Genomic DNA, 26138 nt, shown 5'->3' with positions numbered 1-26138 from the left:
GCAATGCTAGCAATCGCGAAGGACGTCCAGGAGCCGTTCGCGCAGGTTCGCGCCGCGGTCCGCGAACCCCTGCTGGGCCTGCGCGTACGTCGCCTTCCCGGCGGCCGTCTCGATGCGGACGGGCGCGTAGCCGTGGTCGGCGAGGTCGTAGGGCGAGGCGCGCATGTCGAGGGTCCGGACGTCGCGGGCGAGCTCGAAGCAGTCGAGCAGCAGCTCGCCGGGCACGAGCGGGCCGAGCTTCGTCGCCCACTTGTAGAGGTCCATCGTCGCGTGCAGGCAGCCCGGCTGCTCCAGCTCGACCTGCCGCTCGCGGGTGGGGGTCTCGACGTTGCGCGGGGCGGCCTCGGCGGTGAAGAAGCGGTACGCGTCGACGTGCGTGCACCGGATGCGGTGCTGCTCCACGACCGCGTCGGTGCCGGCGGCGCCGAGCCGCAGCGGGACCGGGTGCCGGGTGTCGTCCGCGCGGTAGACCATGGCCCACTCGTGCAGCCCGAAGCAGCCGAGGTGCGGCGCGCGGGACGCGGTGGCGGCGAGCAGGCCGCGCACGAAGGCCACGGTGGCGGGCCGGACCGTCGTGGGGTCGACGTAACCGCCGTCGGGGGAGTAGTGCTTCCAGCCCGCCCGGTCGGAGTGCTCCAGGACGACGCCGGGCCCCGGGTGCCAGACGCGCAGCCGGTTCGGGCGCGTGGGGTAGTAGGTGTAGAGGAAGTCCTCGACGGGGTGCGACTCGTGGCGTTCCCGCCGTGAACGGTGCGCGGCCGTCAGCGCGTCGGCGCGGTCGGCGTGCGCCTGCGCCCGGGCGCGCCAGGTGGGTTCGTCGAGATGGAGCATGGCGTGCTCCAGGGTGCCAGGACGTGCTGCCATGGCCGTGTCAGCGGTGGCACACGGCTGACACCCGACGTCAGCAGCGCGCCACGCGCACGCTCACCCGTCGTCCGGAACGGGGCGCCGGCGCCGCCGCAGCAAGTGCACGATCTCCCGCACCGCCATGACGGCGGCGAACGTGCCGAACACGACGCCGAGCACCACGTTGCCGAGGGCGAGCGCGAGCAGGGCGCCCGCGACCGCGCCGGGCGCCGCCGCGAGGCCGACCAGGTTCGCGATCCGCAGGTCCGCCGTCCCCTGCCGCCAGTGCGAGAGGCCGCCGACCAGCGAGTTCGGCAGGAAGACGAGCAGGGACGTGCCGGCCGCGGTGTGCAGGTCCACGCCGAACAGCAGCACCAGCGCCGGGACCGCGAGCAGCCCGCCGCCGAGCCCCATCGCGCCCGCCCATGCCCCGACCACGACGCCCACCACCACCGACAGCGGCACCACGAACCACCACGCCGCGAGCAGGTCCGCGGGGACGGCCGCGCCGCCCGACACCGGGTCCAGGCCCGCGGCGTCGAGGTAGAGCTTCGTCGCCGTGAGCACGAGGATGACGATCAGCAGCACCCGCAGCAGGGTCTCCGACGCGCGGGCCACCAGCTTCGCACCGTAGAACCCGCCGATCATCCCGCCGACGATCATCCCGCCGCCCGCGCGGAGGTCGATGGTGCCGCCGACCAGCCAGTACACCAGCGCGCCGGCCGCGCACACCCACGTCGCGGCGAGCGTCGAGGTGCCGTGGACGGCCGGCCGCGGGAGCGCCGTGTAGTGGTCGAGGGCCGGCACCGTGAGCACCCCGTTGCCCCCGCCGAGGAGCCCGCCCACCACGCCGCTCGCGGCGCCGATGCCCAGCAGCCGTCCGTTGCGGTCGGTCACGGTCCTCCCTGGTACACCTGGTCCCATGGTCGAGCTCCGCTCCGCTGCGTCTCCCGGCCGGGTGAGCGATCTTCCCGGTCTTCCCGACGACGGGTCGGTGCCGGTGCCCGAGGACCCCGAGCCGTCCGAGCCCCTGCGCCCCGAGGAGCGTGCCACCGGGATCGGTTCGCTGCCCGGTGTCGATCACCACGAGGCGGCGCGGACGGTGGTCGGCGAACTGCCGGGCTTCCCGCACGTCGCCGAGCTGCCCGACCGCGGGGTCGGGGCCGACATGATCGGCCGCGCCGCGGCGCTGCTCGTCGACCTCGCGGTGGAGGTGTGGCCGTCCGGTTACCGCGTCGCCGGGCGACCCGGCGCGCAGCACCGGCGTGCGGTCGACCTGCTCGCCCGCGACGTCGACGCGCTCGACTCGACGATCGGCGAGACCGGCGCCGCGCCGCGTCGGGTGAAGACCCAGGTCGCCGGGCCGTGGACGCTGTGCGCGGGCGTGGAGCTGCGCTCCGGCAACCGCGTGCTCACCGACCGCGGCGCGGTGGCGGAGTTCACGGAGAGCCTCGCCGAGGGGCTGCGCGGACACGTCGCCGAGCTCGCCCGGCGGACCGGGGCCGGCGTCGTGGTGCAGATCGACGAGCCGACGTTGCCCGCGGTGCTCGCGGGGTCGCTGTCGACGCCGAGCGGCTACGGGACGGTGCGGTCGGTCTCCGGGGCGGACGCGCGGGCGGGCCTCGCCGTCGTGGTGGACGCGGCCCGCGAGGCCGGGGCCGTCGCCGTGGTGGCGCACTGCTGTCACCCGACGCCGCCGCTCGCCCTCCTCGGGGCCACGGGGGTGGACGGGCTGGCCGTGGACCTGTCGGCGCTGGGGCGCCCGGGTGGGGACGGAGCGCAGCGGAGCCCGACCATCGACACCGCGGTGCTCGACGCGGTGGGGGAGCAGTGGGACGCGGGCCGCGAGCTGTGGCTCGGGCTGGTGCCGTCGGTCGCCACCGGACCCGGACCCGAGCTGGCGGCGCTCGCGCGCCCGGCGCTCGACCTCGCCGACCGGCTAGGGTTCGACCGGGCCCGCCTGGCCGACCGGGCGGTGGTCACCCCGACCTGCGGGCTCGCGGGTGCGACCCCGGCGTGGGCGCGCACTGCGATGGCGCGGACGGTGGAGCTGGCCGAGGCCTTCGCGGACCCGCCGTCGTCCTGGTGAGACCGGTCCGGGGGAGCCGCGTCCGGAACGGGCGTGACTGTCGGACCCCGCGGCTACCCTCGGCCCCGTGAGCAGCGAGACCCCTGCCTTGACCTCCCCGGACGTGCCGCCCGACGTGCTGGCACGGCACAAGGAGCTGGCCGAGCTCGTGGCCGACCACCAGTTCCGCTACTACGTGCTCGACGCGCCGATCGTCACCGACGGCGAGTTCGACGAGCTGTTCGGGGAGCTGCAGCGGCTCGAGGAGCAGTACCCGTCGCTCGTCACGCCCACCAGCCCCACCCAGCGGGTCGGCGGAGGGTTCTCCACCGACTTCGTCGCGGTGGACCACCTCGAGCGCATGCTCTCGCTCGACAACGCGTTCGAGCCCGAGGAGCTGCGCGAGTGGGTGCTGCGCGTGCAGCGCGAGCTGGACTTCCCGAAGGACGAACTGCAGTACCTGTGCGAGCTCAAGATCGACGGCCTCGCCTGCAACCTGCTCTACGAGAACGGCCACCTCACGCGCGCGCTGACCCGGGGGGACGGGCGCACCGGCGAGGACATCACGCTGAACATGCGCACGCTGGCCGACGTGCCCACCGAGCTCACGGGCACCGCCGAGTTCCCGGTGCCCGAGCTCCTCGAGGTGCGCGGTGAGGTGTTCTTCCGGGTGGAGGACTTCGAGGAGCTGAACGCCGGGCTCGTGGCGGCCGGCAAGCAGCCGTTCGCCAACCCGCGGAACTCCGCGGCCGGCAGCCTCCGGCAGAAGGACCCACGGGTCACCGCCACTCGCCCGCTGCGCCTGATCTGCCACGGGCTGGGCAAGCGGCGGGGCTTCACCCCGGAGCGGCAGTCCCAGGCCTACGACGCCCTCGCCGCCTGGGGCCTGCCGGTCTCCACCCACACCCGGGTGCTGCACGGCGTCGACGCGGTCATCGAGCACACCCGGTGGTGGGGCGAGCACCGCCACGACGCCGAGCACGAGATCGACGGCGTCGTGGTCAAGGTCGACGACGTCACCCTGCAGCGGCGGCTGGGGTCCACGGCCCGGGCACCCCGCTGGGCGATCGCCTACAAGTACCCGCCGGAGCAGGCCACCACCACGCTGCGGAACATCAGCGTGAACGTCGGCCGCACCGGGCGGGTCACGCCGTTCGCGGAGATGGACCCGGTGCTCGTGGCGGGCTCTACGGTGTCGATGGCGACCCTGCACAACGCCGGGGAGGTCGAGCGCAAGGGCGTGCTGATCGGCGACCGCGTGATCATCCGCAAGGCGGGCGACGTCATCCCGGAGGTGCTCGGCCCGGTCGTCGAGGCGCGGGACGGCAGCGAGCACGCCTTCGTCATGCCCACGCACTGCCCGGAGTGCAGCACCGAGCTGCGCCAGATGCGGGAGGGCGACAAGGACCTGCGCTGCCCGAACTCGCGGTCGTGCCCCGCGCAGCTGCGGGAGCGGTTGTTCCACGTCGCGGGACGCGGGGCCTTCGACATCGAGGTGCTGGGCTACGAGGCGGCGACGGCGCTGCTGCAGTCGGGGGTGCTGCACGACGAGGGCGACGTCTTCGCCCTGACCGAGGAGCAGCTCGAGCAGGTCCCGTTGTTCCGCACGAAGGCCGGGAACCTGTCGGCGAACGGCCGCAAGCTGCTCGCGAACCTCGAGTCCGCGAAGCACCGGCCGCTGTGGAAGGTGCTCGTCGGCCTCTCCATCCGCCACGTCGGGCCCACCGCGGCGCAGGCGCTCGCCCGGCACTTCCGGTCGATCGACGCGATCGACGCCGCGACCGAGGAGGAGCTCGCCGACGTCGACGGCGTCGGGCCGACGATCGCGGCCGCCGTGCGCGAGTGGTTCGCGGTGGACTGGCACCGCGAGGTGGTGGAGAAGTGGCGCGCGGCCGGGGTGGACCTGGTCGAGGCGGTCGACGAGTCCACGCCCCGCACGCTCGAGGGCCTGTCGATCGTGGTGACCGGGTCGCTGCCGGACTTCTCGCGCGACGAGGCGAAGGAGGCCATCCTCGCCCGCGGCGGTCGTGCGGCGGGCTCGGTGTCGAAGAAGACGGCGTTCGTGGTGGTCGGCGACGAGCCCGGCTCGAAGTACGACAAGGCGGTGGCGGCGAAGGTGCCGATCCTCGACGAGCCCGGCTTCCGGGTGCTGCTCGAGCAGGGTCCGGACGCAGCCCGCGAGGTGGCGCAGGTGGGCGGCGGGGACACCGGCGGCGACGACACCACCGAGCCCGCCGAGGCCACCGAGGCCACTGAGCCCGTCGCCACGACCGACACGACGACGGACGCGGCCGGCGGGCCCGCCGAGGAGGGTTAGCGGGGCCACACCCGATGCCCGCCCGTGTCCGTGCCGCCCTCCGGAACGTCGAGGCACACTGGACGTCGCAGAGTGACGACCGCTGTGGCGGACGGGTGGCGTTGCGGGAAAAGCGTGCAGACGCACGTGCAGACGTTGCCGTCGACGGCCGAGAGGTTGAAGACTGGACGCACCCGGGCGAGGCTGGCGTCCCCAGGACGGTGGACAGGGAGGTGACGCGACGTGCTGCAGTGCTGTCCCAACGGCGCCCGGCCCGCCGACGTGTACCCCGCCGTCCCCATGACACCGCGCCATCTGGCGCGTGATGCCCGGGCCGTCGCCGCGCTCGGCGTCACGAGCTTCCACGTGCACCCGCGGGACGTGGACGGCCAGGAGAGCCTCGACCCCGGCCCCATCGGCGCCGTGGTGTCGGCGATCCGGCAGTCCGCGCCGTCCATGGAGATCGGTGTCACCACCGCCCGCTGGGTGGAGCCGAACCCGTTCAAGCGCACCGAGCTGGTGCAGCAGTGGTCGCACCTGCCCCAGCACGCCCGCCCGGATGTCGCGTCGGTGAACGTGCACGAGCGGGGCTGGGAGATCGTCTGCGAGGCGCTCGACTCGGTCGGCATCGGCATCGAGCTCGGGGTGTGGACCACCGGGGACGCGGTCCAGCTCAAACAGGCCGGCGTCCCGCGCGGCACGGTGCGCGTCCTCGCCGAGGTGACGGTGACCGACCCGGAGACCGCGGTCGCCGAGGCGGTGCGGATCCTCAAGGCGCTCGGCCCGATGCAGGTCCCGATCCTGCTGCACGGCGAGGAGGGCGGGGCGTGGCCCGTGCTCGACTACGCCCGCCGCAACAACCTCGACACCCGCATCGGCTTCGAGGACACCCTCAAGGGTCCCGACGGCACGTGGCTCGCCACGGGCAACGAGGAACTCGTGCGCTACGCGCTCGGCCAGGCCGTGACCCCCCGGCTCGCCGAGCGACGCCGACCCGGGTGGGGCGCGAACTTCGGGGGCTTCGGCGCCCTGCGCGGCCGCCCCGACCACCGGCGCTGACCACCGGCGCCGACCACCGGCGCTGACCACCTGCGCCAATTGTGCGCCGGTTCCGGGCGGCTCAGCCCGTCATCGTCGCGACGATGCCCGCCAGGTGGGAGAGCCGCGCCAGCTCCGAGGGCCGGAACCCCGGCCCGCCCGGACGGCCCACCACGAGGGCCCGGTCGGACCGGCCCAGGGGGGCGGCCGCGAGCTCGGTGTCGAGGTCGGTCCACGCCGAGGGCACGGAGTGGCCGGCCGTCGGGTCGAGCACCGTGGCCTTCATCAGGGGCAGCCAGGGCAGCGTCTCGGCCTCGGTCTCGGGCGCGGCCGAGCTGGATGCGACCCGCCGGACGCGGGTGCCGCCGTCGCTCCACACGTCGCCGGTCGAGGCCTCGACCACGAGGGCCCAGGCCGACCGGAAGATGCGGGGCACGGCGTCGACCAGCAGCTCGATCCCGTTCTCGGGGGCGGCCGCGACGCTCTCCACGAGCTCGAGCTCGCGAGCGGTGTCGAGCGGACCGAAGAACGGGCGGACGGATTCGACGACGACGTCGCGCACCGACTCCGCCGCGGTGATCAGCACGTCGGGGGGCCGGGCCGACGGCAGGTCGACGACGAGGTCGTCCACCGCCTGCCCCTGGTGACGTTCGACCACGTCGACGCTGAGGATGTCCGCGCCCTCCACCCCGAGGGCCGAGGCCACCGCGCCGAGGGTGCCCGGCCGGTCGGGGAGCACCACCCGCAGCAGGTAGGTCACGTCGCCTCCGTCCAACTCGTCGAGCGTTCCCGCACGCCCGGGCCCCACCCCCCACCGATGAGCCCGCGGCGACCCGTCGTCGGGCGCGGCGAGTGTGCCAGTCGAGCGGCCCGCGGGCGAGGAGGGCGGGGTCGGGACGGGTCGTCGTGCACCGCCCGGCGGGAGGTGGCCCGGCGGCGGTCCCGGCAAACCTGGCCGGGGCGGCCGACGCCTAGACTGGACCGGTAGCCCCGCGCCACCGCGCGTGGGATCGACGATCTCGAGGGGTCGAGCACCGCTTCGCTCCGTCTCCCCACACGGAGGATCATGTCCGACATCACGCGCTCCGACGTCGCGCACCTGGCCCGACTGGCCCGACTGGCCGTCACCGACGACGAGCTCGACGTGTTCTCCGGGCAGCTCGACGCGATCCTCGACACCGTGGGTCGCGTCTCCGACATCCCCGACGACGTCCCGCCGACCAGTCACGTCGTGCCGCTGACGAACGTCCTGCGACCCGACGAACCCGCCCCGAGTCTGCCCCGTGAGGCCGCTCTCGCGGGCGCTCCCGACGCCGAGGAGGGGCGCTTCCGCGTCCCGCGCATCCTGGGGGAGTCGCAGTGACCGAGCTGACCCGTCTGTCCGCCGTCGAGATCGCCCGCCGCGTCCAGGCCCGCGAGATCACCTCCGCCGAGGTCACCCGCGCCCACCTGGACCGGATCGAGGCCGTCGACCCGTCACTCAACGCGTTCCTGCACGTGGACCGCGACGTGGCCCTCGCCGCGGCGACCGCCGTCGACGACGAGATCGCGGCCGGCACCGTCCGCGGCCCGCTCGCCGGGGTCCCGGTCGCGATCAAGGACAACATCGCGACGCGCGACATGCCCACGAGCTGCGCCTCGCGCATCCTCGAGGGCTGGCGTCCGCCCTACGACGCGACGGTGGTGCGCAAGCTGCGCGAAGCCGGGCTCGTCCCGCTGGGCAAGACGAACCTCGACGAGTTCGCCATGGGCGGCTCGAACGAGAACTCCGCGTTCGGCCCGGTCCGCAACCCGTGGGACGCCGGCCGGGTCTCCGGCGGGTCCAGCGGCGGGTCCGCGGCGGCAACGGCGGCGGGGGAGACGCCGCTGGCGCTCGGGTCCGACACCGGCGGCTCGATCCGCCAGCCCGGGGCCTTCACCGGCATCGTCGGGGTCAAGCCGACCTACGGCACGGTGTCGCGGTTCGGCCTGGTCGCCTTCTCGTCGTCGCTCGACCAGATCGGCACCTTCGGGCGCAGCGTGCTCGACGCCGCGCTGCTCCACGAGGTGATCGGCGGGCACGACCCGGCCGACCAGACCTCGATCGACGCCCCGCTGCCGCCGGTCGTCGAGGCGGCCCTCGCGGGCGCGCGCGGCGACCTCGCCGGGGTGCGGGTCGGCGTCGTCCGCGAGCTCTCCGGGGAGGGCAACCGGCCCGGCGTGTTGACCGCGTTCACCGACGCCGTCCGGGTGCTGACCGACCTGGGGGCCGACGTCGTCGAGGTCGACTGCCCCTCGTTCACGTACGCGGTCCCGGCCTACTACCTGATCGCGCCGAGCGAGGCGTCGTCGAACCTCGCCCGCTTCGACGCCATGCGCTACGGGTTGCGGGTCGGGGACGACGGGACGCACTCGACCGACGAGGTCATGTCGCTGACCCGCGAGGCCGGCTTCGGCCCGGAGGTCAAGCGTCGCATCATGATCGGCACCCACGCCCTGTCGGCCGGCGCGTACGACGCGCTCTACGGCCGGGCGCAGAAGGCCCGCACGCTGATCGTGCGCGACTTCGCGGCGGCCTTCGAGCACTGCGACGTGCTCGTCTCGCCGACCGTGCCGGTCACCGCCTTCCCGATCGGCGAGCGCGTCGACGACCCGGTCGCGATGTACCTCGCCGACCTGTGCACGATCCCGACCAACCTGGCCGGCAACGCCGCCCTGTCCGTGCCGTGCGGCGTGTCCGTCGACGACGGCCTCCCGGTGGGCCTGCAGATCATGGCCCCGGCGCTGGCCGACGACCGCGCCTACCGGGTCGCGGCCGCCTACGAACTGGCCCGGGACACGTCGTCGGGGACGCCCTTCGCCGACACCATCCCGGAGCCCGCCGTCCTGGAGACCACCTCATGACCAGCACCGTCGACGCGGCGCCCTACACCGTCGAGGAGGTCTGCGAGCACTTCGACCCCGTGATGGGGCTCGAGGTCCACGTGGAGCTCAACACCGCCACCAAGATGTTCTGCGGCTGCCGCAACGAGTTCGGGGCGGAGCCGAACACGCACGTCTGCCCGGTGTGCCTCGGCCTGCCCGGGTCGCTGCCGCGGCTCAACGCCCGGGCCGTCGAGGGCGCGGTGAAGATCGGCCTGGCGCTGAACTGCCAGGTGCGGGAGCGCAGCGGCTTCGCCCGGAAGAACTACTTCTACCCGGACATGCCGAAGAACTTCCAGATCTCCCAGTACGACGACCCGATCGTCTTCGACGGCCACCTCGACGTGCCCCTCGACGACGGGTCGACGTGGCGGGTGGAGATCGAGCGCGCCCACATGGAGGAGGACACCGGCAAGTCGCTGCACATGGGTGGCGCGACCGGCCGCATCCACGGCGCCTCCTACTCGCTGCTCGACTACAACCGGGCGGGCGTGCCGCTGATCGAGATCGTCACCCGGCCGATCCTGGGCGCGGGGACGCGGGCCCCGGAGATCGCGCGGGCCTACGTCTCGGCCCTGCGCGACGTCATCCAGGGGCTGGGTGTCTCCGACGTGCGCATGGACCAGGGCTCGATGCGCTGCGACGCCAACGTCTCGCTCATGCCGAAGGGGAGCACCCGGTTCGGCACGCGGACCGAGACGAAGAACGTCAACTCGCTGCGGTCGGTCGAGCGGGCCGTCCGCTACGAGATGGGACGGCACGCGGGCGTGCTGCTCTCCGGCGGGACGATCACGCAGGAGACCCGGCACTTCGACGAGCAGTCCGGCACCACGTCCGCCGGCCGTCCGAAGGAGACCTTCGCCGACTACCGGTTCTTCCCCGAGCCCGACCTCGTGCCCATCGAGCCCTCCGCCGCGTGGGTGGAGGAGCTGCGGGCGGGCCTGCCGGAGCGGCCGTGGGAGCGCCGGGCCCGGATCCAGACCGAGTGGGGCCTGTCCGACGAGGAGCTCCGCGACCTGGTCAACGCGGGCGCGCTGGACCTCGTCGCCGACACCGTCGAGGCGGGCGCCCCGGCCGAGTCGGCCCGCTCGTGGTGGGTCTCCTACCTGACCCAGCAGGCCAACGCCGCCGGGGTGGAGCTCGCCGACCTGGCCGTCACCCCGGCCGACGTGGCCCGGGTGATCGCGCTGGTCGCCGAGGGGACGCTGACGAACAAGCTGGCACGCCAGGTCGTCGACGGCGTGCTCGCCGGCGAGGGCACCCCCGACGAGGTGGTGGCCGGTCGCGGCCTCGCCGTCGTCAGCGACGACTCGGCGCTGACCGCGGCGGTGGACGAGGCCCTCGCGGCGCAGCCGGCGATCGCGGAGAAGATCCGTGCCGGCAAGACGAAGGCCGCGGGCGCGATCGTCGGCGCTGTCATGAAGGCGACGCGCGGACAGGCCGACGCATCCCGCGTGCAGTCCCTGGTGCTCGAGCGGGTCGCCGCCGGGTCCTGACCGTCCCCTCGCCCTGACCGAACGGCACCGTCGCGCACCCAGATGCTGCGGAGGTGCCGTTCGTGTGTGACGGGTTGATCACCGTCCGTGTGTCGCGGTGACGCTGGGTTGTAGCGACAGCGTTTTTCGGCATCCGTCGTGACCGATCCGTAACCCATTCAGGAGTCGTCCGTTGGAGTGGGCGGAGAACGGTTCGTAGCCGGACTCCAGGTGGACCAGCACTTGATCCGCCGACCGGTCGTATCCGCACACATCGATAGGAGGAGGCCTTCGCATGGGCGCTCATCACGCTCCCCACGCTCCCCACGTGGCGTCCCAGGCAGCTCGCCTCGCCAGCCGCGGCGCCTTCACGGCCGCCGCCGTCGCCGTCGTCGCCGGGGGCACCGCCTCCATGGCGTTCGCGCACGAGGCACCCAGCGTCCCGCAGGCGCAGTCCGCGGGCCACGAGGTCCAGGGCAAGCTCACCGACGGTGCCCACCAGTTCTCCGGGGCCTCGCAGCAGATCCGCTCGTCCGCCGACGCCGGCTCACTGCAGAGCCACGGTGCCGACCTGCAGCACCGGTCGTCGGACGTCGCGTCCTCGCTCAAGAGCAAGGCGTCGTCCTCGGTCGTCGCCGACATGGCGACCGACGGCGGCCACGCGCTCAGCAACACCAAGAACGACCTGACGCACGCGCGGGACAACTGGACCGCCGCCGCCAAGGACGGGCTGACCGCCCACGAGGCCTCCGACCAGTTCGGTCTGATGGGCAACGACGTCCAGCACGCCGTGGACAACGGCCGCAACGACCTGCAGCACTGGGGCGCGAAGGCCTCGTCGTCGGCGCCGAGCGTGCTCTCCTTCGGCGGCTAGTCCGCCACCGACCGCCCCGCGTCGTCCCCGGCCCTCCCCGATCGGGCCCGGACGCGGGGTCGGGTGCCGGGTCTCCCCGCCCGGCCGCGGCGACGCGGACTCCTGGCCACTCCGACCGACTCCGACCCGGTCGGCGACCCGCTGTCCGTCCTCGTCCGCTCCCCGAACCCACGACCCCGTCACCCTCCCCGCTGCCCCGGGGTGGGAGACGGGGTCGTGGTGCGTCCGGGGGTGGACGGTCGGCCCGAGGCTCCCGGCGCTCCGGGCGGCGGTCCACGGCGTTCTCTCGTCGGCGCCGGACGGGTGCCCGTCCCACGGCCGGACGGGTCAGGCGATCCGCTGCCACGACGCCGTGTCGCAGCACCCGCAGGAGTGAGTGACACAGGTCTCCCTCTCACTGGATGAGAGGACGAGCTGTGCGTCGGAAACGATCATCATCAGTGTTCGGACGAGCCGACGCAGGCCTGTACGGTCCATCCGCAGAATGCCATTGCGAATTGTCGTCCGTCTGGATGCCCCTATTTACGGAAGCATCCGCTGTGGTATCGGAAGCATTCATCCGCCCCCTGCCGGGAAATGATCGCTGCCGTTCGGCCGAATCTTGCCCGATCTTCTCGTGCGCCGTCGCCCGCGGCGATCACGACTTGTAGGGTCCGCGGCCACCGATGTTCGGCGCACATGTCGACACGGTTGGCCGACGAGGTTTGGAGGCGCCGAGTGTTCGGGAAAGACGGCGATCACGCGCGAGGGGTCGAGCCAGCGCGCCCGATCGAATTGCGGGGTAACTGCTGATGGATGGCGCGAAACTGGTTCTCGCCGTCGTGGGGGGCTACCTCCTGGGGCGGACGAAGAAGATGAAGTTGGCGATCATGCTCGGCGGGGCCCTCGTCGGGAAGAAGATCCCCACCGATCCCACGCAACTCCTCGCGGCCGCGTCGAAGCTCGTCGACGCCTCCCCGGAGCTGCAGCGGCTCGACTCCGCCGTGCGCGGACGGTTGCTCGAGGTCGGCAAGGAGGCGGCCATGGCCGCGGCGGCCTCGCGGATGGAGTCCCTCACCGACAGCCTCGTGCATCGCGTGGAGAACCTCGGCAAGCCCGCCGCGGGTGCGACGCAGGCGGCCGGGCAGGCCGCGACGCAGGCCGGGGGTGCCGTCGGGGACACCGCGACCGAGGCGGGGGGCGCGGTCGGGGACGCCGTCGGGCAGACCGGCAAGGCGGTCGGCGGCGCGGCGGGCTCCGCGGGCGGCGCCGTGCGCAAGGGTCTCGGCCGCCGCAAGCGGCGCGGGAAGAGCGAGGAGGCCGCCGAGGAGACCTCGGCGCCGCAGGACACCACCGACGAGGACGTCGAGGACGTCGACGCCGCGGACGAGGTCGACGACGACCTGGACGAGGAGACCGCCGAGCAGGACGCGGCGGACGAGGACGACACGGACGAGGAGACCGCCGCGGCGGAGGACGCCGACGAGGCACCGCGAGACGCCGACGCCGGTCGGGCGTCCGGGGACGACGCCCCCGTCACCGACCAGGAGCGCCCCCGCCGATCGCGGCGGACGTCGAGCAGTTCCGGGAGTTCCGGGAGTTCCGGGAGTTCCGGCAGCTCGAGTTCCGGCAGCCGGTCCTCGGCCCGCGGCAGCACGAAGTCGGGCGCGTCGGGCAACGGACGGTCGGCCTCCTCGGGGCGGTCGTCGCGCACGTCGTCGGGGGGTGGCCGTTCACGCTCGGGCGCCACCGCCTCGTCGGGCCGACGGACGAGGAGCAGCGATGACTGAGACCGCGACGAAGACGGCGGACGGGGCGGGCTCGCTCGCCGGCGCCCTGCCGACCGACGCCCTCAAGGAGGCGGCCCAGCGGCTGGTCCAGGCCCTGGTCAGCAAGCTCGGTGACGCCGCCCTGCAGCAGGTGGAGGGACTGACCGACCGGCTCACCGAGGTGGCCGAGAACGGCGGGGTCGGACTGACCAGCGCGTTCGGCGGCGGCGGCGACGGCGAGGGAGGGAGCTCCATCATGGGAGCACTGAGTTCCGGTGCCGGGACGCTGAAGGACAAGGTGACCGGGGCGCTCGGCAACGTGGTGCCCGGTCTCGGTGGCGGGGACGACGACGAGGACGACGACGCCGAGGGCGGCGGTGGCGGCGGCGGCGGGAGCAACAAGAGTGCCCGCGGCAAGTTCAAGTTCATGAACATCTTCGAGACCCAGGACGTCGGGGTCCCGTTGCGGCTGGCCTACGACCAGTGGACGCAGTTCGCCGACTTCCCGAGTTTCATGAAGAAGGTCGAGAACGTCGACCAGAGCTCGGACGAGAAGGTCACGTGGCACGCCAAGGTGTTCTGGTCGAAGCGTTCGTGGGAGACCACGATCGTCGAGCAGATTCCCGACTCGCACATCCTGTGGACCTCCTCGGGGCAGAAGGGACGCGCCGACGGAATCGTCACCTTCAGTGAGCTGGCGCCGAACCTGACGCGCATCGTGCTGATCATGGAGTACTACCCGCAGGGATTCTTCGAGAAGACGGGGAACCTGTGGCGGGCGGTCGGTCGGCGGGCGCGCCTCGAGTTCAAGCATTTCTGCCGTCACGTGATGATGGATTCGCTGGTCAATCGTGATCAGATCGAGGGCTGGCGCGGCGAGATTCGCGACAGCGAGGTCGTCAAGACCCACGAGGAGGCGCTCGAGGAGGAGGAGCGCGCGGCCGCGGAGGACGGTGACGACGAGTACGCCGACGACGAGCTGGACGTCGCGGACGAGGACGTCGCGGACGACGAGCTCGAGGACGACGAGCTCGACGACGAGGACGTCGCGGACGACGAGGTCGATGACGCCGACGTGGCCGACGACGAGCTCGACGACGAGGACCTCGCGGAGGACGAACTCGACGAGGAGCCCGCGGACGACGAGCCCGCGGACGACGAGGTCGACCGGGCCGACGACGAGGCCGACGAGGTCGAGGACTCCGAGGACGCCGAGGACGCCGAGGACGCCGAGGAGTCCGACGGGGGTGGGCGCCGTGCCCGCTCCTCGCGGCGGCGTGGCCGTCGCCAGCCCGCACCGGCCTGATCCGCACCGGCTCCCCGGGCACAGCAGCGCGCCCGGTCACGCGAAGTTCTGGACCGAGGAGGAGACGTGACCGTCAGCCAACGTCAGGGCGGTGGGGTGCAGAAGGCACCCCAGGGTGGATTGGCCGAGGTCCTGGATCTGATCCTGGACAAGGGCCTGGTGATCGACGCCTTCGTCAAGGTCTCGCTGGTCGGCATCGAGATCCTGACCATCGACGCCCGCATCGTGGTCGCGAGCGTCGACACCTACCTGCGGTTCGCCGAGGCCACCAACCGGCTCGACCTGCACGCCAAGGGCGGCAAGGACCTCGGCGAGTTCATGGGCGGCATGACCGAGAACACCATGAAGGGCGGCGCCAAGGGCAAGACGAAGGGTGTCCTCGACGCCGGCAAGGAGAAGTGGGACGAGCTCCGCGAGGAGCGCCGTGCGAGCCGGAAGCAGGAGTCGTGAGCGCGGCGGCGTCGGAGCAGGACTCCGGCGAGGAGCGCGTCGGCTCGTACGTCTACGGGATCCTGCGCTCCGGGCAGCGCATCCCGGACGGGCTGGAGGGCATCGACACCGGGAGCGACTCGGGCGAGTCCGGTCTGGGGCTCGTCAGCTCCGGTCCGCTCGCCGCCGTCGTCAGTGACGTGGCGACGGACCGTCCGCTCGGGACGCGCCAGCACCTGCTCGCCCACGAGCGGGTGCTGAACGCGATCGCGGTGGAGACCGCGGTGCTCCCGATGCGTTTCGGGGGTGTGCTCACCGACGACGACGCGGTCCGGTCCGAACTGCTCGAACCGCACCGGGACTACTTCGCGCGGGCGCTCGACGACATGGCCGACCTCGTGCAGTTCTCGCTGCGGGGTGACTACGACCAGGGCGTCGTGCTCACCCGGATCGTCGAGGAGAACCCGTCGATCCGTGATCTGCGGGAACGCATCTCGGGGATGGACGAGGACAGCTCGTACTACGACCGCGTGAAGCTCGGCGAGGCCGTGTCGCAGGCGATGGACACGATCCGGGCGAACGACGCCGACGCGACGGTGGACGCGCTGGGGCGCTACGCCGTGGCGACGGTCGTCAAGGAGGTCAGCGGCGAGACCGGCGCCGTGCACGTCGCGTTCCTCGTCCGGCGGGACCACCGCACGGACTTCGAGCGCGCCGTGGACGACCTCGGCGACGAGTGGTCGGGCCGGGTCGAGCTCCGGCTGTTCGGCCCGACGGCGTGCTTCGACTTCCTTCCCGAGTACGACGTGCCGGATCAGGACGAGGAGTAGCCGTGGGGCTCTTCACCGAGCTGCTCCTGCTGCCGCTCGCCCCGGTGCGCGGCGTGGTGTGGGTGGCCGAACGGATCGAGGAACAGGTGGACCACCGCCTGAACGACCCGGCGGTCATCCGCGCGCAGATCGACGACCTCGACGCCGCCCACGAGCGCGGCGAGATCAGCGAGGCCGAGCGCGACGCCCAGCAGGACGTGCTGCTCGCCCGGCTGACCGGGCGTGAGCCGTCGGGCGGAGGAACGTGAGCGCAACCGACCGCCCCCGTCGTCGCAACCCGCTCGAGGAGGCCGACCGACGCCGACCCGGCGGCCGGTCGGGCTCCTCGACCGCGGGGAACGGCCGGCGACGGCGCCGGGACGCCGACGACGACGAGGCGCCGCCACGTCGCCGTCGGGAGAGCGACGACGCGGCGCCGACCGACCAGGAGCGGCCCCGCCGTCGTCGGTCGGAGAACGGTGNNGNGNCGACNGANCAGGAGCGGCCCCGTCGTCGTCGGTCGNNCNCCGACGAGGGGACGACGGACCAGGAGCGGCCCCGTCGTCGTCGGTCGGACTCCGACGAGGGGACGACGGACCAGGAGCGGCCCCGTCGTCGTCGGTCGGACTCCGACGAGGGGACGACGGACCAGGAGCGGCCCCGCCGACGTCGTCGGGAGGAGCCCGCGGAGCCGGAGGTCGACGAGCCGGTCGACGACGTCGAGGACGACGACCTCGACGACGACGACCTCGACGACGACGACCTCGACGACGACGACCTCGACGACGACGACCTCGACGACGACGACGAGGAGCCCGAACCCGAGCCCGAGCCCGAGCCGGAACCCGAGCCGCGGCGTCCCAAGAAGGTGCCGGCCCGGGTGGTCGCCCGGTGGGCGGCGGAGCAGGTCATGGAGATGACCGGCAAGGAGTCCGAGAGCGTCACGTCGGTCCGGCGCGACGAGGACGGGTGGACGGTCTCGCTCGAGGTCGTGGAGAGCCGCCGCATCCCGGACTCGACGGACCTGCTCGCGATCTACGAGGTCGAGATGGACGCCGACGGAGAGCTCGTCGGCTACAAGCGGGTCTCCCGCTACACCCGCGGCCGGGGCGACGACGACTGAGGAGGACGCATGAACGAGCCGGTCCGGTGGACGGGCTCGATGCCGTCGGCGCAGGGCCGCCAGGGCGGCCAGGCCGCCCGGGCGCCGCAGGGCACCGATCTCGCCGACATCCTCGAACGGGTGCTCGACAAGGGCATCGTGATCGCCGGGGACATCCAGATCAACCTGCTCGACATCGAGCTGCTGACGATCAAGCTCCGTCTCGTCGTCGCCTCGGTGGACCGGGCGAAGGAGATGGGGATCGACTGGTGGGAGCGCGACCCGACGCTGTCGGCCGGGCGCAGCGAGCTGGAGGAGGAGAACGAGCGGCTGCGCGAGCGGATCACCGCGCTGGAGCAGGCGCAGACGCGTCCGGCGCGTCGTCGCAAGAAGGTGGAGCGGGCGCCGGAGCCGGAGCCGGAGGGGGAGCAGTGATCACCTACCTCTACGCGGTGGGTCGGGACCTCGAGCTTCCCGACGACGGGTCGCGCGGCATCGACGGCGGGGAGCTGCGGCTGGTGGACGAGGCCGGTCTGCAGGCAGTGGTGTCCGACGTCGAGCGGGAGGCGTTCGAGGACCTCGACGAGCACCGGGAGGACCTCACCTGGCTCGCCGCGGTGGCCCGCGCGCACCACGGTGTGGTGGCCGCCGTGGGCCGGGACCACGCCGTGGCGCCGCTCTCGCTGGCGACGGTGTATCTCGACGACGACCGCGTCCGGGCCGTGCTGCGGGAGAGCCGCGAGGCGTTCACGGCCGTGCTCGACCGGGTCGAGGGCCGCGACGAGTGGGGGGTGAAGGCCTACGTCCGACCCGGGGCCGGGAAGGCCGCGGCGACGGACCGGCCGACGTCGGGCGCGGCCTACCTGCGGGCGCGTCGTGAGGCCCTCCGGGCCGGCGACGCCGCGGTGGCCGCCGCGGAGCGGGAGGCCGACGAGGTCGACGCCGCCCTCGCGGCCCTGGCGGTGGAGACGCGGCGGCACCCGCCGCAGGACCGGTCGCTCACCGGGCGGGCGGAGCAGATGGTGCTCAACGGGGCCTACCTCGTGGAGCGCGCGGGCGCGGACGACCTGCGGGCCCTCGTCGAGAAGCTCGCGAGCGAGGGGTCGCTCGACCTCGAGCTCACGGGACCCTGGGTGCCGTACTCCTTCGCGGGCGGTGCGACGTGACCGTGGAGCACCGTCCGACCTCGCTGTTCGGGGACCGCGAGGTCGCGCTCGTGGACCTCCTCGACCGCCTGCTCGCCGGCGGTGTGGTGCTCAGTGGCGACGTGACGATCTCGCTGGCCGGGGTGGACCTCGTGCGCATCTCCCTGCGGGCGCTCATCACCTCGATCGCCCCGGCCGATCCGGGGCCGGGCGACCCGGCGCCCACCGTCACGGTGCCCTCCGAGCGGGTGGCGGAGTGACCGACCGGCACGACCACCGCATCGAGATCGACAAGGACGCGGTGCGCCGCGACCTCATGAAGCTCGTCCTGACGATCGTCGAGCTGCTCCGCCAGTTGATGGAGCGTCAGGCGATCCGGCGGGTCGAGAACTCCGAGCTCTCCGAGGAACAGGAGGAGGATCTGGGAACCGCGCTCATGTTGCTCTCGGACGCCATGGACGAATTGACCGAGCAGTTCGGGCTCACGCCCGCGGACCTGAATCTCGAGCTCGGTCCGCTGGGCCCGCTGCTGCCTCGCGACCGGTGAGCGCTCAGTCGTCCTTCACGGTGTCGATCGAGGCCTTCAGGCCCCGGTTGATCTCGTCCAGCTCCAGGGTCCGTGGGCCCTCGTTCAGGGTCATCGACTGGATGACACCCCAGTTGACCAGCACCATCGCACCGTTGTCGAGGTGGTAGCGGTGCACCTTCGCTCCTTCGACGAGCTCGTGGAGGTGGGCGGCGACCTCGTCCATCGGCTCTTCGAACTTGAGTGTCAGCGGAATCTGCGGAAGGGACACGTAGACGGTCACGGACCGACTCTACGATTGTCGGCGTCGAGGAGGAAGAATTCATGGAGATCGACGGCATCGAGGTCATCGAATCGCCCGAGGACCACGGGTACTCGTGGCGCTGGGACGATCCACGCGGATTCGAGTCGGAAATCCTGTGGGACCGGCAGATCGGTTACCTGACCCTCGGGACGCGCGTGCCCCCGGGCGGGTGGACGCACTCGACGCTGGACACGGACCGCTGGGGCCACGCCCGCACGGTCTACGAGGCCCGCGACGCCGTCGAGCGCTACGTCACGCAGGCGACGGCGAAACCGGAGTGAGGGAGGCCTACTCCGGGCCGGACCCGCCGCCCGACGGCGGCCGGATGCGCACCACCCGGTCGTCGGTGGCCCCCGGGCTGCCGCCGTCCTTGTTGGTGGTGCCGAACCAGACGAAGCCGTCGGAGGCGAGGTCGGCCCCCGAGATCCGGCCGTAGCGGTTCTGCAGGACGGTCTGCGGGGCCCCGACGAACCGGCCCTGCGCGGTCGGGTTCAGCACGTAGAGGCCCTTGGCGTCGCTGAGCCCGACCAGCAGCGTGCCGCCCGCGGCGGCGCACCCCGACACCCCGGGCCGGTCGGGCCAGGTCCAGGCGGGTGCCGCCGCGGCCGCCGTCCCGACGGGCGCGCCGGGCCGGACGGCCAGCAGCACGTCCCGGGCGCCGGCACGGTCGGTCACCCAGGTCGTGTTGGAGGCCGTGTCGGTGCACGCGTCGCCGGGGGAGTGCAGGCCCGACCCGACGATCGGCGATGTCGGGTCCGGGTTACCGGCCGCCGGGCGGCCGAAGAGGTCGATGCGGAGGAGCTTGCCGGCGAGCGAGGTGGGGCCCGGGTCGGGCGTCCCGGCGTCGCCGGTGGCCACGAGCAGGGTCCCGTCGGGCTCGACGCCCACCGCCCCGCGGTTGTCGGTTATCCCGCGCGGGATGCCCCCGAGCACCGGCTTCGGGGTGTCGCCGGGCGCGATGCGGAGCACGGCGTTGCCCGAGGGCGTCGTCGCGTAGGCGTAGAGGAGCTGGTCCTCGGCGTAGCTGGGGGAGAGGACGAGGCCGGTGAGCCCGCCGTCGCCCGCGGCGTCGACCGGCACCGTGGCCACGAGCTGCGGCGCGGTCTGCGGCGCGACCCGCAGGATGCGGCCGGTGGTCCGCTCGGCCGCGAGCGCCGCCTGCCCGCCGGGCAGCGTGACCACCGCCGACACCGGCGCGAGGCACGTCGCGACGACCTGCGGGTCCGGGTCCACGCAGGGTCCCGACGGCGGGGTGCCGCCGCCGGGCGCCGCCGGGGCCTGCGGTTCGGACGGGGCCGGCGACTGCGGCTGCGGCGCCCGCTCGGCGCCGATCTCGGGCTTGTCGCGCCACGGCGCGTCGGAGGCGTCGGGGAACCGGGCGCAGCCCGTGACGAGCGCGGCCAACGCGACCAGCACCGCGGCGACACCGAGGGCGCGTGCGACGGGACCCGGGGACGACATCGGTGGTCAGCGTAGGCGGGACGGACTGAACCCGTCGTGAGCCCCGCGTGACCGTCCGGGGGTGGTCTAGCCTCCGGAGCCGATGAGCGACGACACGCTGACCGTGCTGGTCCCCGACGAGGTCGGCGAGCGCGAGCTCGCCCGGGTCGACGGCGTGCGGGCGGTGCGCTACGACGAGTCCGCGGGGGTCGACGGGCTGCCCCCGGAGGCCGCCGAGGCGCAGGTGTTCATCCCCGGCTTCCTCGGTGCGGACGCGGCCCGCGACCTCCTCGCGGCCTGCCCGCAGGTCCGCCTGGTCCAGCTCCTGACGGCGGGGGCGGAGAAGTTCGTCGGCGTGCTCCCCGACTGGGTGGCGCTCTCGGACTGCAAGGGCGCGCACGGCGGCGTCACCGCGGAGTGGGTGCTCGCGACGATCCTCGCGGTGCTGCGCGAGATCCCGGAGTTCGTGCGCCACCAGGTCGCCGCGCACTGGGACCAGCACCTCACCGACACCCTCACCGGCAAGAGCGTGCTGCTCGTCGGCGCGGGGGATCTCGCCGAGCAGACCCGTCGTCGGCTCGAGCCCTTCGACGTCGGGCCGGTGACGCTCGTCGGCTCGCGCGCCCGGGACGGTGTGCACGGCGTCGACGAGCTCCCCGACCTGCTGCCCCGGCACGACGTCACCGTCCTGCTCGTGCCGCTCACCGACGCCACGCGCGGCATGGTCGACGCCGCGTTCCTCGCCGCCATGCCGGACGGGGCGCTGCTGGTCAACGCCGCCCGCGGCCCCGTCGTCGACACCGACGCGCTGCTCGCCGAGCTCACCGCGCAGCGGCTCCGGGCCGCCGTCGACGTCACCGACCCCGAGCCGCTCCCCGCCGACCACCCGCTGTGGCGTTCGCCCAACCTGCTGATCACCCCCCACGTCGGCGGCAGCGTCCCCGGGCACCTCGAGCGGGCCTACCGGGTCGTCGTGCCGCAGATCGAGGCCGTCGTCGCGGGGGAGGACCCGCCGAACCTGGTGGTCGGGCAGTACTGAGTGGGGCAGTACTGACGGGCGCCACCGACCAGGTGCGGCCGGGATCTCCCGCGCGTCGTCGCCGTCACCCGGACGTGTCGACCTACGCTGCCCGATCGTGAGCCTGTGGCGGCGGGAGCGGGTCGAGGGCGGCGGCGTCGCGTTCCTCGGGTTCGAGGGTGCGCCGAGCGACACCGCCGTCTTCCCCTGGCGCGAGGAGCGCGGGGCGTCGACGGTCGACGAGCCGGTCCCGACGACGACCGTGGTCGCCGTCCGCCCGTGGGGCACCGAGGTCGGGCTGCTCGTGGCGCGGGTCGTCCTCGGCGTCACCGCCGTGGTCGGCGGCGCCCGCACGCTGTTCGACCTGCCCCGCGGCCACGGCGACGGCACCGCCCACACGCAGGCCCTGCTGACCGGCTACGGCTTCCGGCCGGTCGCGGAGCTCGCCACGGCCCTCGGCTGGGTGCAGCTCGTCGCCGGCCTGCTCGTCGCGGTGGGCGTGTTCGCCTCGTTCGCGGGCTCGGCGCTGCTCGCGATCGCGCTGGTCGCGCTCGTCGTCACCCTGCCTGCGGCCTGGGCCTCCGGCACGGTCGGACCCGCCGAGCTCCCGCTGTTCGCGGTGGCGCTCGCGGCCGTTGTCGTCCTGGCAGGTCCCGGCCGGATCAGCGGCGACGCCGACCGGCCCTGGTACCGGGGGCAGACCGCCGTCGGGGTCACCGCCGCCGTCATCGCGGTCGGCTCCGCCCTCACCGTGCTGCTGGCGATGCGTTCCTGACGACGGGTGCGGCCGGGTGCCCGGCAGCACGGGCGAGCGCGCGGGCCTCCACCTCGTCACGGCGACCGACGCACCGGGCCGGGTTCCCGGCCCACACCTCCCCAACGCCGGTCGAGCGGGTGAGCACCGCGTTCGCACCGATCACCGAGTCGCGGCCGATGATCACCGGGCGGTCCGGGCTGCCCGCGACCACCGCGCCGGTGCAGATCACGGCGCCGTCCTCGACGATCACCGACGGGCGCTCGTCGCGCCGGTGCAGCCACGGCACGGCGTCCCCGAGCATCACGCCCTGGTAGAGGGTGACGTCGGCGCCGATCCGGGTGTGCGGGAGCACCATCGTGCCGAGCGCGCGGTGCTGCAGCGAGAGGCGCGGTCCGATCTCGACCGTCTCCGGCCAGTCGATCCCGTACAGCGCCAGCAGCTCCAGGGCGACCCGGCGCACGAGCCGGGAACGGCTGCGGCGGGCGCGAATCAGACGGAGGACCACGGACATGGCGAAATCCTGCGTCCGCGACCGCCGTGACGCCGCCGCCACCACCCGATCGAGGTGGAGTGGACTCCCGGTCGTGACCCAGGTGTGCCCGCCGCGTGACCGCTCAGGCCGGGAGCCCCTCGGCGCCGCCGCCCCGGGTGCCGACGCAGCGCGCCGGGTTGCCCTCCCAGATCTCGTCGGGCCCGGTCGAGCGGGTGACCACGGCGCCCCGCGCACCACCGTCCCGCGTCCCAGCACGGTGGGTCGGCCCGGGCTGCCGACGACGACCGCGCCGTCCCCGAGCGTCACGCCGTCCCCGAGGACCACGCGGGGACGGTGGTCGTCGTGGGCGCGGAGCCATGGGACGGCCTCGCCCACCGTGACCCCGCGTCCGATCGTCACGTCGGCGCCGATGCGCGTCCACGGGTGGACGACGACGCGGGGCGCGCGGTCGGGGAGACGCAGCCCGGGCCCGACCACGACGGTCGCCGGCCAGTCCACGCCGCGCAGCGCCAGGACCTCGAGCGCCACCCGGCGGACGAGGGCGATCCGGCTGCGGCGGGCGCGGAGGAGGTGCGGCACGAGGGACACGATCCGATCGTCCGTGACCGGGCTCCCCGGCGACAGGTGGGCCACCCGTTGGAGATCTTCCCCGACGCCGGGAGCCGGACCGGCACCCGGCGTCGGGACCGGGGCTACAGGTCGCGCACCGCGCCCGTCGCGCCCGACGTCACGAGCTTCGCGTAGGCGCGCAGCGCCGCGGTGAGGTTGCGGCCGCGGTCGGTGCGCGGCTGCCACGGGCGCTCCGAGGCCTCCATCTTGGCGCGGCGCTCGGCGAGGACGTCGTCGTCGACGAGCAGCTCGATCTGCCGCGAGTCGACGTCGATGAGGATCTGGTCGCCCGGCTCGACGAGCGCGATCACGCCGCCGTGCGCGGCCTCGGGGGAGACGTGCCCGACGCTGATGCCCGACGACCCGCCGGAGAAGCGGCCGTCGGTGACCAGCGCGCACACCGCGCCGAGGCCCGCGCCCTTGAGGAAGGCGGTCGGGTGGAGCATCTCCTGCATGCCCGGCCCGCCCGCGGGGCCCTCGTAGCGCACGACGACGACGTCGCCCGGCTGCACCTCGCGGTTGAGGATGATCGAGACGGCCTCCTCCTGGGAGTCGACCACACGGGCCGGGCCCTGGAAGTGGCGGCCGTTCTCGGGCAGCCCGGCGCTCTTGATGACGGCGCCGTCGGTGGAGAGGTTGCCGGTCAGCACGGCCAGGCCGCCGTCGGCGGAGAAGGCGTGCTCGACGTCGTGGATGCAACCGTCGGCCGCGTCGGTGTCCAGCGAGGACCACCGGTTCGTCGTCGAGAACGGCTCGACGGTGCGCACCCCGCCCGGGGCGGCGTGGAACAGCTCGACGGCCTCCTCGGACGGGTTCGCGCCCCGGATGTCCCAGTGGCCGAGCCAGCTCTCGAGGGAGTCGGCGTGCACGGCGTGGACGTCGCGGTGCAGCAGCCCGCTGCGGTCGAGCTCGCCGAGGATCGCGGGGATGCCGCCCGCCCGGTGCACGTCCTCCATGTGGAAGGACGAGTTCGGCGCCACCTTGGACACGCACGGCACCCGGCGGCTGACCGCGTCGATGTCGGCGAGGGTGAAGTCCAGGCCGGCCTCGTGCGCGGCGGCGAGGATGTGCAGCACCGTGTTCGTCGAGCCGCCCATCGCGACGTCGAGCGCCATCGCGTTCTCGAACGCGTGCTTGTTCGCGATCGCGCGCGGCAGGACCGACTCGTCGTCGCCCTCGTAGTACCGGCGGGCGAGCTCGACGACCGTGCGACCCGCCGTCAGGAAGAGGTCCCGGCGGGCGGCGTGGGTGGCGAGCGTGGAGCCGTTGCCCGGCAGGGAGAGGCCGAGGGCCTCGGTGAGGCAGTTCATCGAGTTGGCGGTGAACATGCCCGAGCAGGACCCGCAGGTCGGGCAGGCCGACCGCTCGACCTCGGTGAGCCCGTCGTCGGTGACCTCGCTGCTCGCGCTGGCCGAGATGGCGGTGATGAGGTCGGTCGGCGCCTGCGCGACGCCCCCGACGACGACCGCCTTCCCGGCCTCCATCGGCCCGCCGGAGACGAAGACGGTCGGGATGTTCAGCCGCATCGCGGCGTTGAGCATGCCCGGGGTGATCTTGTCGCAGTTCGAGATGCAGACCAGGGCGTCGACCGCGTGCCCCTGCACCATGTGCTCGACCGCGTCCGAGATGACCTCGCGGCTCGGCAGCGAGTGCAGCATCCCGCCGTGGCCCATCGCGATGCCGTCGTCGACGGCGATGGTGTGGAACTCCCGCGCGATCCCGCCCGCCTCGCGCACCGCGCCGGCGACGAGCTCGCCCATCTCCTTGAGGTGCACGTGCCCCGGCACGAACTGCGTGTACGAGTTCGCGATCGCGATCAGCGGCTTGCCGAAGTCGTCGTCGGTCATGCCGGTGGCCCGCCACAGGGCGCGGGCGCCGGCGGCGTTGCGACCCTGGGTGGTGACGCGGGAACGGAGCGGCGGCACGGGGGTCCTCCAGAACGGTGGCAGTTGTCCGTTCGGAGGCTACGCCCGGGCTTCCCGACGTCAGGTCGGTGCGGGTCAGCCCTCCCGGTGCTGCGTCCCGGCGGTCGTGTCCTCGTGCTGCACGGTGTCGGCGGCGGTGTGCTGCGAGGCGTTGCGCGCGGTGTCGGCGCTGGTCCCGGGGGCCTCGGCGGTCCCCGTGTCGTCGACGGCGCCGGTGTCCCTGGTGGCGCCGGAGTCGTCGGTGGAGGCGGTGTCCTCGGAGTTCTCAGCGGTCCCCGCGTCCTCGGCGGCGCCGGTGTCCCCGGTCTGCTCGGGGTTCCCGGTCTGCTCGGGGTCGTCGCCTGCCGCCGACTGCCGCTCGCGCAGCTTGGCGACGCGCATGCGGGCGGCCTCGAGCTCGCGGGCGTGCTCGGCGGCGGCCTCCGCCTCGGCCGGGGTCGGCGCCGAGATCCGGTGGCCCGACGCCTCGGCGACCCGCCCGAGGTCACGGATGCGGATGCCACGCAGCTCGACCTCGGCGCCCTGCGCCGGCACGGCCCGCACCCAGCCCTTGCCCGGCAGCCGCAGCCCCGTCAGGTCCGACCAGGCCACCGAGCGGGTGCCGACGATGCGGCGCACGTGCAGCCCCGCCTCGTCGACCCGCGTTCGGGAGCGGACGACCCAGACGGCGACCGCGGCGGGCGCGAGGAACAGCAGGAACCAGGGCCCGCCCTGGAAGGCGATCGGGGAGAGGCACAGGGCGAGGAAGCCGACGGCCACCAGCGCGACGGTCGGCACCGCGCGGAAGGTCGCGGGCGCGGCGGGGGTGGACGTCCCGGTCGCGGTGGGGGTCTGCTGCTCGTCGGCCACGTCGGCGATGGTGCCAGCCGGGGCACGACCCGGCGTCGTGAAGGCGTGGCCGGGTGTGACGCTGGTGATGGTCCCGGGGCCCGTCCGGGCCGCGTGCTACGGTCTTGGCCATGCAGCGAATTCTCGTACTCGCCGGGCGCGTCAGCGTCTGACGAGCATCGTGCTCGCCGCCTGAGAAAT

Annotated in this window: 29 protein-coding genes; 21 read left to right on the top strand and 8 right to left on the bottom strand. The window is 73.7% G+C overall.

Annotation, left to right across the window (positions count from 1 at the left end; all coding sequences use genetic code 11):
- Nucleotides 1-6 precede the first annotated feature (6 nt).
- Nucleotides 7-864: a hypothetical protein gene (locus A3CO_RS0124755; RefSeq protein WP_026204974.1), complete on the bottom strand. Its 858-nt coding sequence runs from the start codon at nt 862-864 to the stop codon at nt 7-9.
- A 60-nt stretch (nt 865-924) separates the two neighbouring features.
- Nucleotides 925-1743 carry a TSUP family transporter gene (locus A3CO_RS0124750; protein ID WP_018334949.1) on the bottom strand — a complete coding sequence of 273 codons (819 nt, stop codon included), beginning with the start codon at nt 1741-1743 and terminating at the stop codon, nt 925-927.
- 97 nt (nt 1744-1840) lie between these two features.
- On the opposite strand from A3CO_RS0124750, the gene A3CO_RS0124745 reads away from it, so the two are divergent.
- From A3CO_RS0124745 to A3CO_RS34225, 3 genes are all read left to right on the top strand, one after another.
- The gene (locus tag A3CO_RS0124745; RefSeq protein ID WP_018334948.1) at nt 1841-2935 is read left to right on the top strand and encodes a uroporphyrinogen decarboxylase/cobalamine-independent methonine synthase family protein; all 1095 of its coding nucleotides are present in this window, start codon (nt 1841-1843) and stop codon (nt 2933-2935) included.
- Nucleotides 2936-3002: 67 nt separating this feature from the next.
- Nucleotides 3003-5231: an NAD-dependent DNA ligase LigA gene (gene ligA, locus A3CO_RS0124740; RefSeq protein ID WP_245561590.1), complete on the top strand. Its 2229-nt coding sequence runs from the start codon at nt 3003-3005 to the stop codon at nt 5229-5231.
- Between the two features lie 222 nt (nt 5232-5453).
- Nucleotides 5454-6269: a 3-keto-5-aminohexanoate cleavage protein gene (locus A3CO_RS34225; RefSeq protein ID WP_018334946.1), complete on the top strand. Its 816-nt coding sequence runs from the start codon at nt 5454-5456 to the stop codon at nt 6267-6269.
- Between the two features lie 61 nt (nt 6270-6330).
- Here A3CO_RS34225 and A3CO_RS0124730 read toward each other — a convergent pair whose 3' ends face one another.
- Nucleotides 6331-7008: an ACT domain-containing protein gene (locus A3CO_RS0124730; protein WP_026204973.1), complete on the bottom strand. Its 678-nt coding sequence runs from the start codon at nt 7006-7008 to the stop codon at nt 6331-6333.
- Nucleotides 7009-7314: 306 nt separating this feature from the next.
- Between A3CO_RS0124730 and gatC the strand changes: the two genes are divergently transcribed.
- The 14 genes from gatC to A3CO_RS0124650 all read left to right on the top strand — a co-directional run bounded on the left by gatC (nt 7315) and on the right by A3CO_RS0124650 (nt 18584).
- Nucleotides 7315-7611, top strand: coding sequence for an Asp-tRNA(Asn)/Glu-tRNA(Gln) amidotransferase subunit GatC (gene gatC / locus A3CO_RS0124725; protein WP_018334944.1), 297 nt, complete (start codon nt 7315-7317; stop codon nt 7609-7611).
- Nucleotides 7608-9131 carry an Asp-tRNA(Asn)/Glu-tRNA(Gln) amidotransferase subunit GatA gene (gene gatA, locus A3CO_RS0124720; protein WP_018334943.1) on the top strand — a complete coding sequence of 508 codons (1524 nt, stop codon included), beginning with the start codon at nt 7608-7610 and terminating at the stop codon, nt 9129-9131. The genes gatC and gatA overlap by 4 nt, the downstream gene beginning before the upstream one ends.
- Nucleotides 9128-10645, top strand: a complete 1518-nt coding sequence (gene gatB, locus A3CO_RS0124715; RefSeq protein WP_018334942.1) for an Asp-tRNA(Asn)/Glu-tRNA(Gln) amidotransferase subunit GatB — start codon at nt 9128-9130, stop codon at nt 10643-10645. Before gatA ends, gatB begins: the two co-directional genes overlap by 4 nt.
- A 307-nt stretch (nt 10646-10952) precedes the next feature.
- Nucleotides 10953-11498, top strand: a complete 546-nt coding sequence (locus tag A3CO_RS0124710; RefSeq protein ID WP_018334941.1) for a hypothetical protein — start codon at nt 10953-10955, stop codon at nt 11496-11498.
- Nucleotides 11499-12289: 791 nt separating this feature from the next.
- Entirely contained in the window at nt 12290-13267 is a 978-nt protein-coding gene (locus A3CO_RS0124700; RefSeq protein WP_157647835.1) for a hypothetical protein, read from the top strand.
- On the top strand, nt 13260-14552 hold the full coding sequence (locus A3CO_RS0124690; protein ID WP_020508846.1) for an SRPBCC family protein: 1293 nt from the start codon (nt 13260-13262) through the stop codon (nt 14550-14552). Before A3CO_RS0124700 ends, A3CO_RS0124690 begins: the two co-directional genes overlap by 8 nt.
- A 66-nt stretch (nt 14553-14618) precedes the next feature.
- The gene (gene gvpJ / locus A3CO_RS0124685; RefSeq protein WP_026204971.1) at nt 14619-15002 is read left to right on the top strand and encodes a gas vesicle protein GvpJ; all 384 of its coding nucleotides are present in this window, start codon (nt 14619-14621) and stop codon (nt 15000-15002) included.
- The gene (locus A3CO_RS34220) at nt 14999-15811 is read left to right on the top strand and encodes a GvpL/GvpF family gas vesicle protein (RefSeq protein ID WP_018334937.1); all 813 of its coding nucleotides are present in this window, start codon (nt 14999-15001) and stop codon (nt 15809-15811) included. The genes gvpJ and A3CO_RS34220 overlap by 4 nt, the downstream gene beginning before the upstream one ends.
- Nucleotides 15812-15813: 2 nt before the next feature.
- Nucleotides 15814-16059: a gas vesicle protein GvpG gene (locus A3CO_RS0124675; RefSeq protein ID WP_018334936.1), complete on the top strand. Its 246-nt coding sequence runs from the start codon at nt 15814-15816 to the stop codon at nt 16057-16059.
- On the top strand, nt 16056-16913 hold the full coding sequence (locus A3CO_RS37275; protein WP_018334935.1) for a gas vesicle protein GvpO: 858 nt from the start codon (nt 16056-16058) through the stop codon (nt 16911-16913). Before A3CO_RS0124675 ends, A3CO_RS37275 begins: the two co-directional genes overlap by 4 nt.
- A 9-nt stretch (nt 16914-16922) precedes the next feature.
- Complete coding sequence (locus A3CO_RS0124665; protein WP_018334934.1) at nt 16923-17327, top strand: gas vesicle protein; 405 nt, start codon at nt 16923-16925, stop codon at nt 17325-17327.
- Nucleotides 17324-18058, top strand: coding sequence for a GvpL/GvpF family gas vesicle protein (locus A3CO_RS0124660; RefSeq protein WP_018334933.1), 735 nt, complete (start codon nt 17324-17326; stop codon nt 18056-18058). Before A3CO_RS0124665 ends, A3CO_RS0124660 begins: the two co-directional genes overlap by 4 nt.
- Complete coding sequence (locus tag A3CO_RS0124655) at nt 18055-18297, top strand: gas vesicle protein (protein WP_018334932.1); 243 nt, start codon at nt 18055-18057, stop codon at nt 18295-18297. The genes A3CO_RS0124660 and A3CO_RS0124655 overlap by 4 nt, the downstream gene beginning before the upstream one ends.
- Nucleotides 18294-18584: a gas vesicle protein K gene (locus A3CO_RS0124650; protein WP_018334931.1), complete on the top strand. Its 291-nt coding sequence runs from the start codon at nt 18294-18296 to the stop codon at nt 18582-18584. Before A3CO_RS0124655 ends, A3CO_RS0124650 begins: the two co-directional genes overlap by 4 nt.
- A 4-nt stretch (nt 18585-18588) precedes the next feature.
- Here the strand turns inward: A3CO_RS0124650 and A3CO_RS0124645 are convergent, their stop codons facing one another.
- Entirely contained in the window at nt 18589-18846 is a 258-nt protein-coding gene (locus A3CO_RS0124645; RefSeq protein WP_018334930.1) for a hypothetical protein, read from the bottom strand.
- Nucleotides 18847-18887: 41 nt separating this feature from the next.
- On the opposite strand from A3CO_RS0124645, the gene A3CO_RS0124640 reads away from it, so the two are divergent.
- Entirely contained in the window at nt 18888-19148 is a 261-nt protein-coding gene (locus A3CO_RS0124640; RefSeq protein ID WP_018334929.1) for a hypothetical protein, read from the top strand.
- 7 nt (nt 19149-19155) lie between these two features.
- On the opposite strand, the gene A3CO_RS0124635 is transcribed toward A3CO_RS0124640, so the two are convergent.
- Nucleotides 19156-20328 carry a PQQ-dependent sugar dehydrogenase gene (locus A3CO_RS0124635; RefSeq protein ID WP_018334928.1) on the bottom strand — a complete coding sequence of 391 codons (1173 nt, stop codon included), beginning with the start codon at nt 20326-20328 and terminating at the stop codon, nt 19156-19158.
- 82 nt (nt 20329-20410) lie between these two features.
- Between A3CO_RS0124635 and A3CO_RS0124630 the strand changes: the two genes are divergently transcribed.
- Both A3CO_RS0124630 and A3CO_RS0124625 read left to right on the top strand, forming a co-directional pair.
- Nucleotides 20411-21346, top strand: coding sequence for a 2-hydroxyacid dehydrogenase (locus A3CO_RS0124630; protein WP_018334927.1), 936 nt, complete (start codon nt 20411-20413; stop codon nt 21344-21346).
- Nucleotides 21347-21443: 97 nt separating this feature from the next.
- Complete coding sequence (locus A3CO_RS0124625) at nt 21444-22100, top strand: DoxX family protein (RefSeq protein ID WP_018334926.1); 657 nt, start codon at nt 21444-21446, stop codon at nt 22098-22100.
- Here the strand turns inward: A3CO_RS0124625 and A3CO_RS39855 are convergent.
- On the bottom strand, nt 22072-22593 hold the full coding sequence (locus A3CO_RS39855; protein WP_245561589.1) for a DapH/DapD/GlmU-related protein: 522 nt from the start codon (nt 22591-22593) through the stop codon (nt 22072-22074). The genes A3CO_RS0124625 and A3CO_RS39855 overlap by 29 nt on opposite strands.
- Before the next feature lie 324 nt (nt 22594-22917).
- Here A3CO_RS39855 and A3CO_RS39850 point away from each other — a divergent pair, with 324 nt between their 5' ends.
- Nucleotides 22918-23319, top strand: coding sequence for a hypothetical protein (locus A3CO_RS39850; protein ID WP_245561588.1), 402 nt, complete (start codon nt 22918-22920; stop codon nt 23317-23319).
- Here A3CO_RS39850 and ilvD read toward each other — a convergent pair.
- On the bottom strand, nt 23268-25109 hold the full coding sequence (gene ilvD / locus A3CO_RS0124615; protein ID WP_018334924.1) for a dihydroxy-acid dehydratase: 1842 nt from the start codon (nt 25107-25109) through the stop codon (nt 23268-23270). The genes A3CO_RS39850 and ilvD overlap by 52 nt on opposite strands.
- A 75-nt stretch (nt 25110-25184) precedes the next feature.
- Nucleotides 25185-25958, bottom strand: a complete 774-nt coding sequence (locus A3CO_RS38815; protein WP_018334923.1) for a PH domain-containing protein — start codon at nt 25956-25958, stop codon at nt 25185-25187.
- Between the last annotated feature and the right edge of the window lie 180 nt (nt 25959-26138).

It is taken from the genome of Actinomycetospora chiangmaiensis DSM 45062, from assembly GCF_000379625.1.
Lineage (GTDB): Bacteria > Actinomycetota > Actinomycetes > Mycobacteriales > Pseudonocardiaceae > Actinomycetospora > Actinomycetospora chiangmaiensis.
Note: the sequence above shows the minus strand (reverse complement) of the source record. Positions and strands in the feature narration are given on the sequence as shown.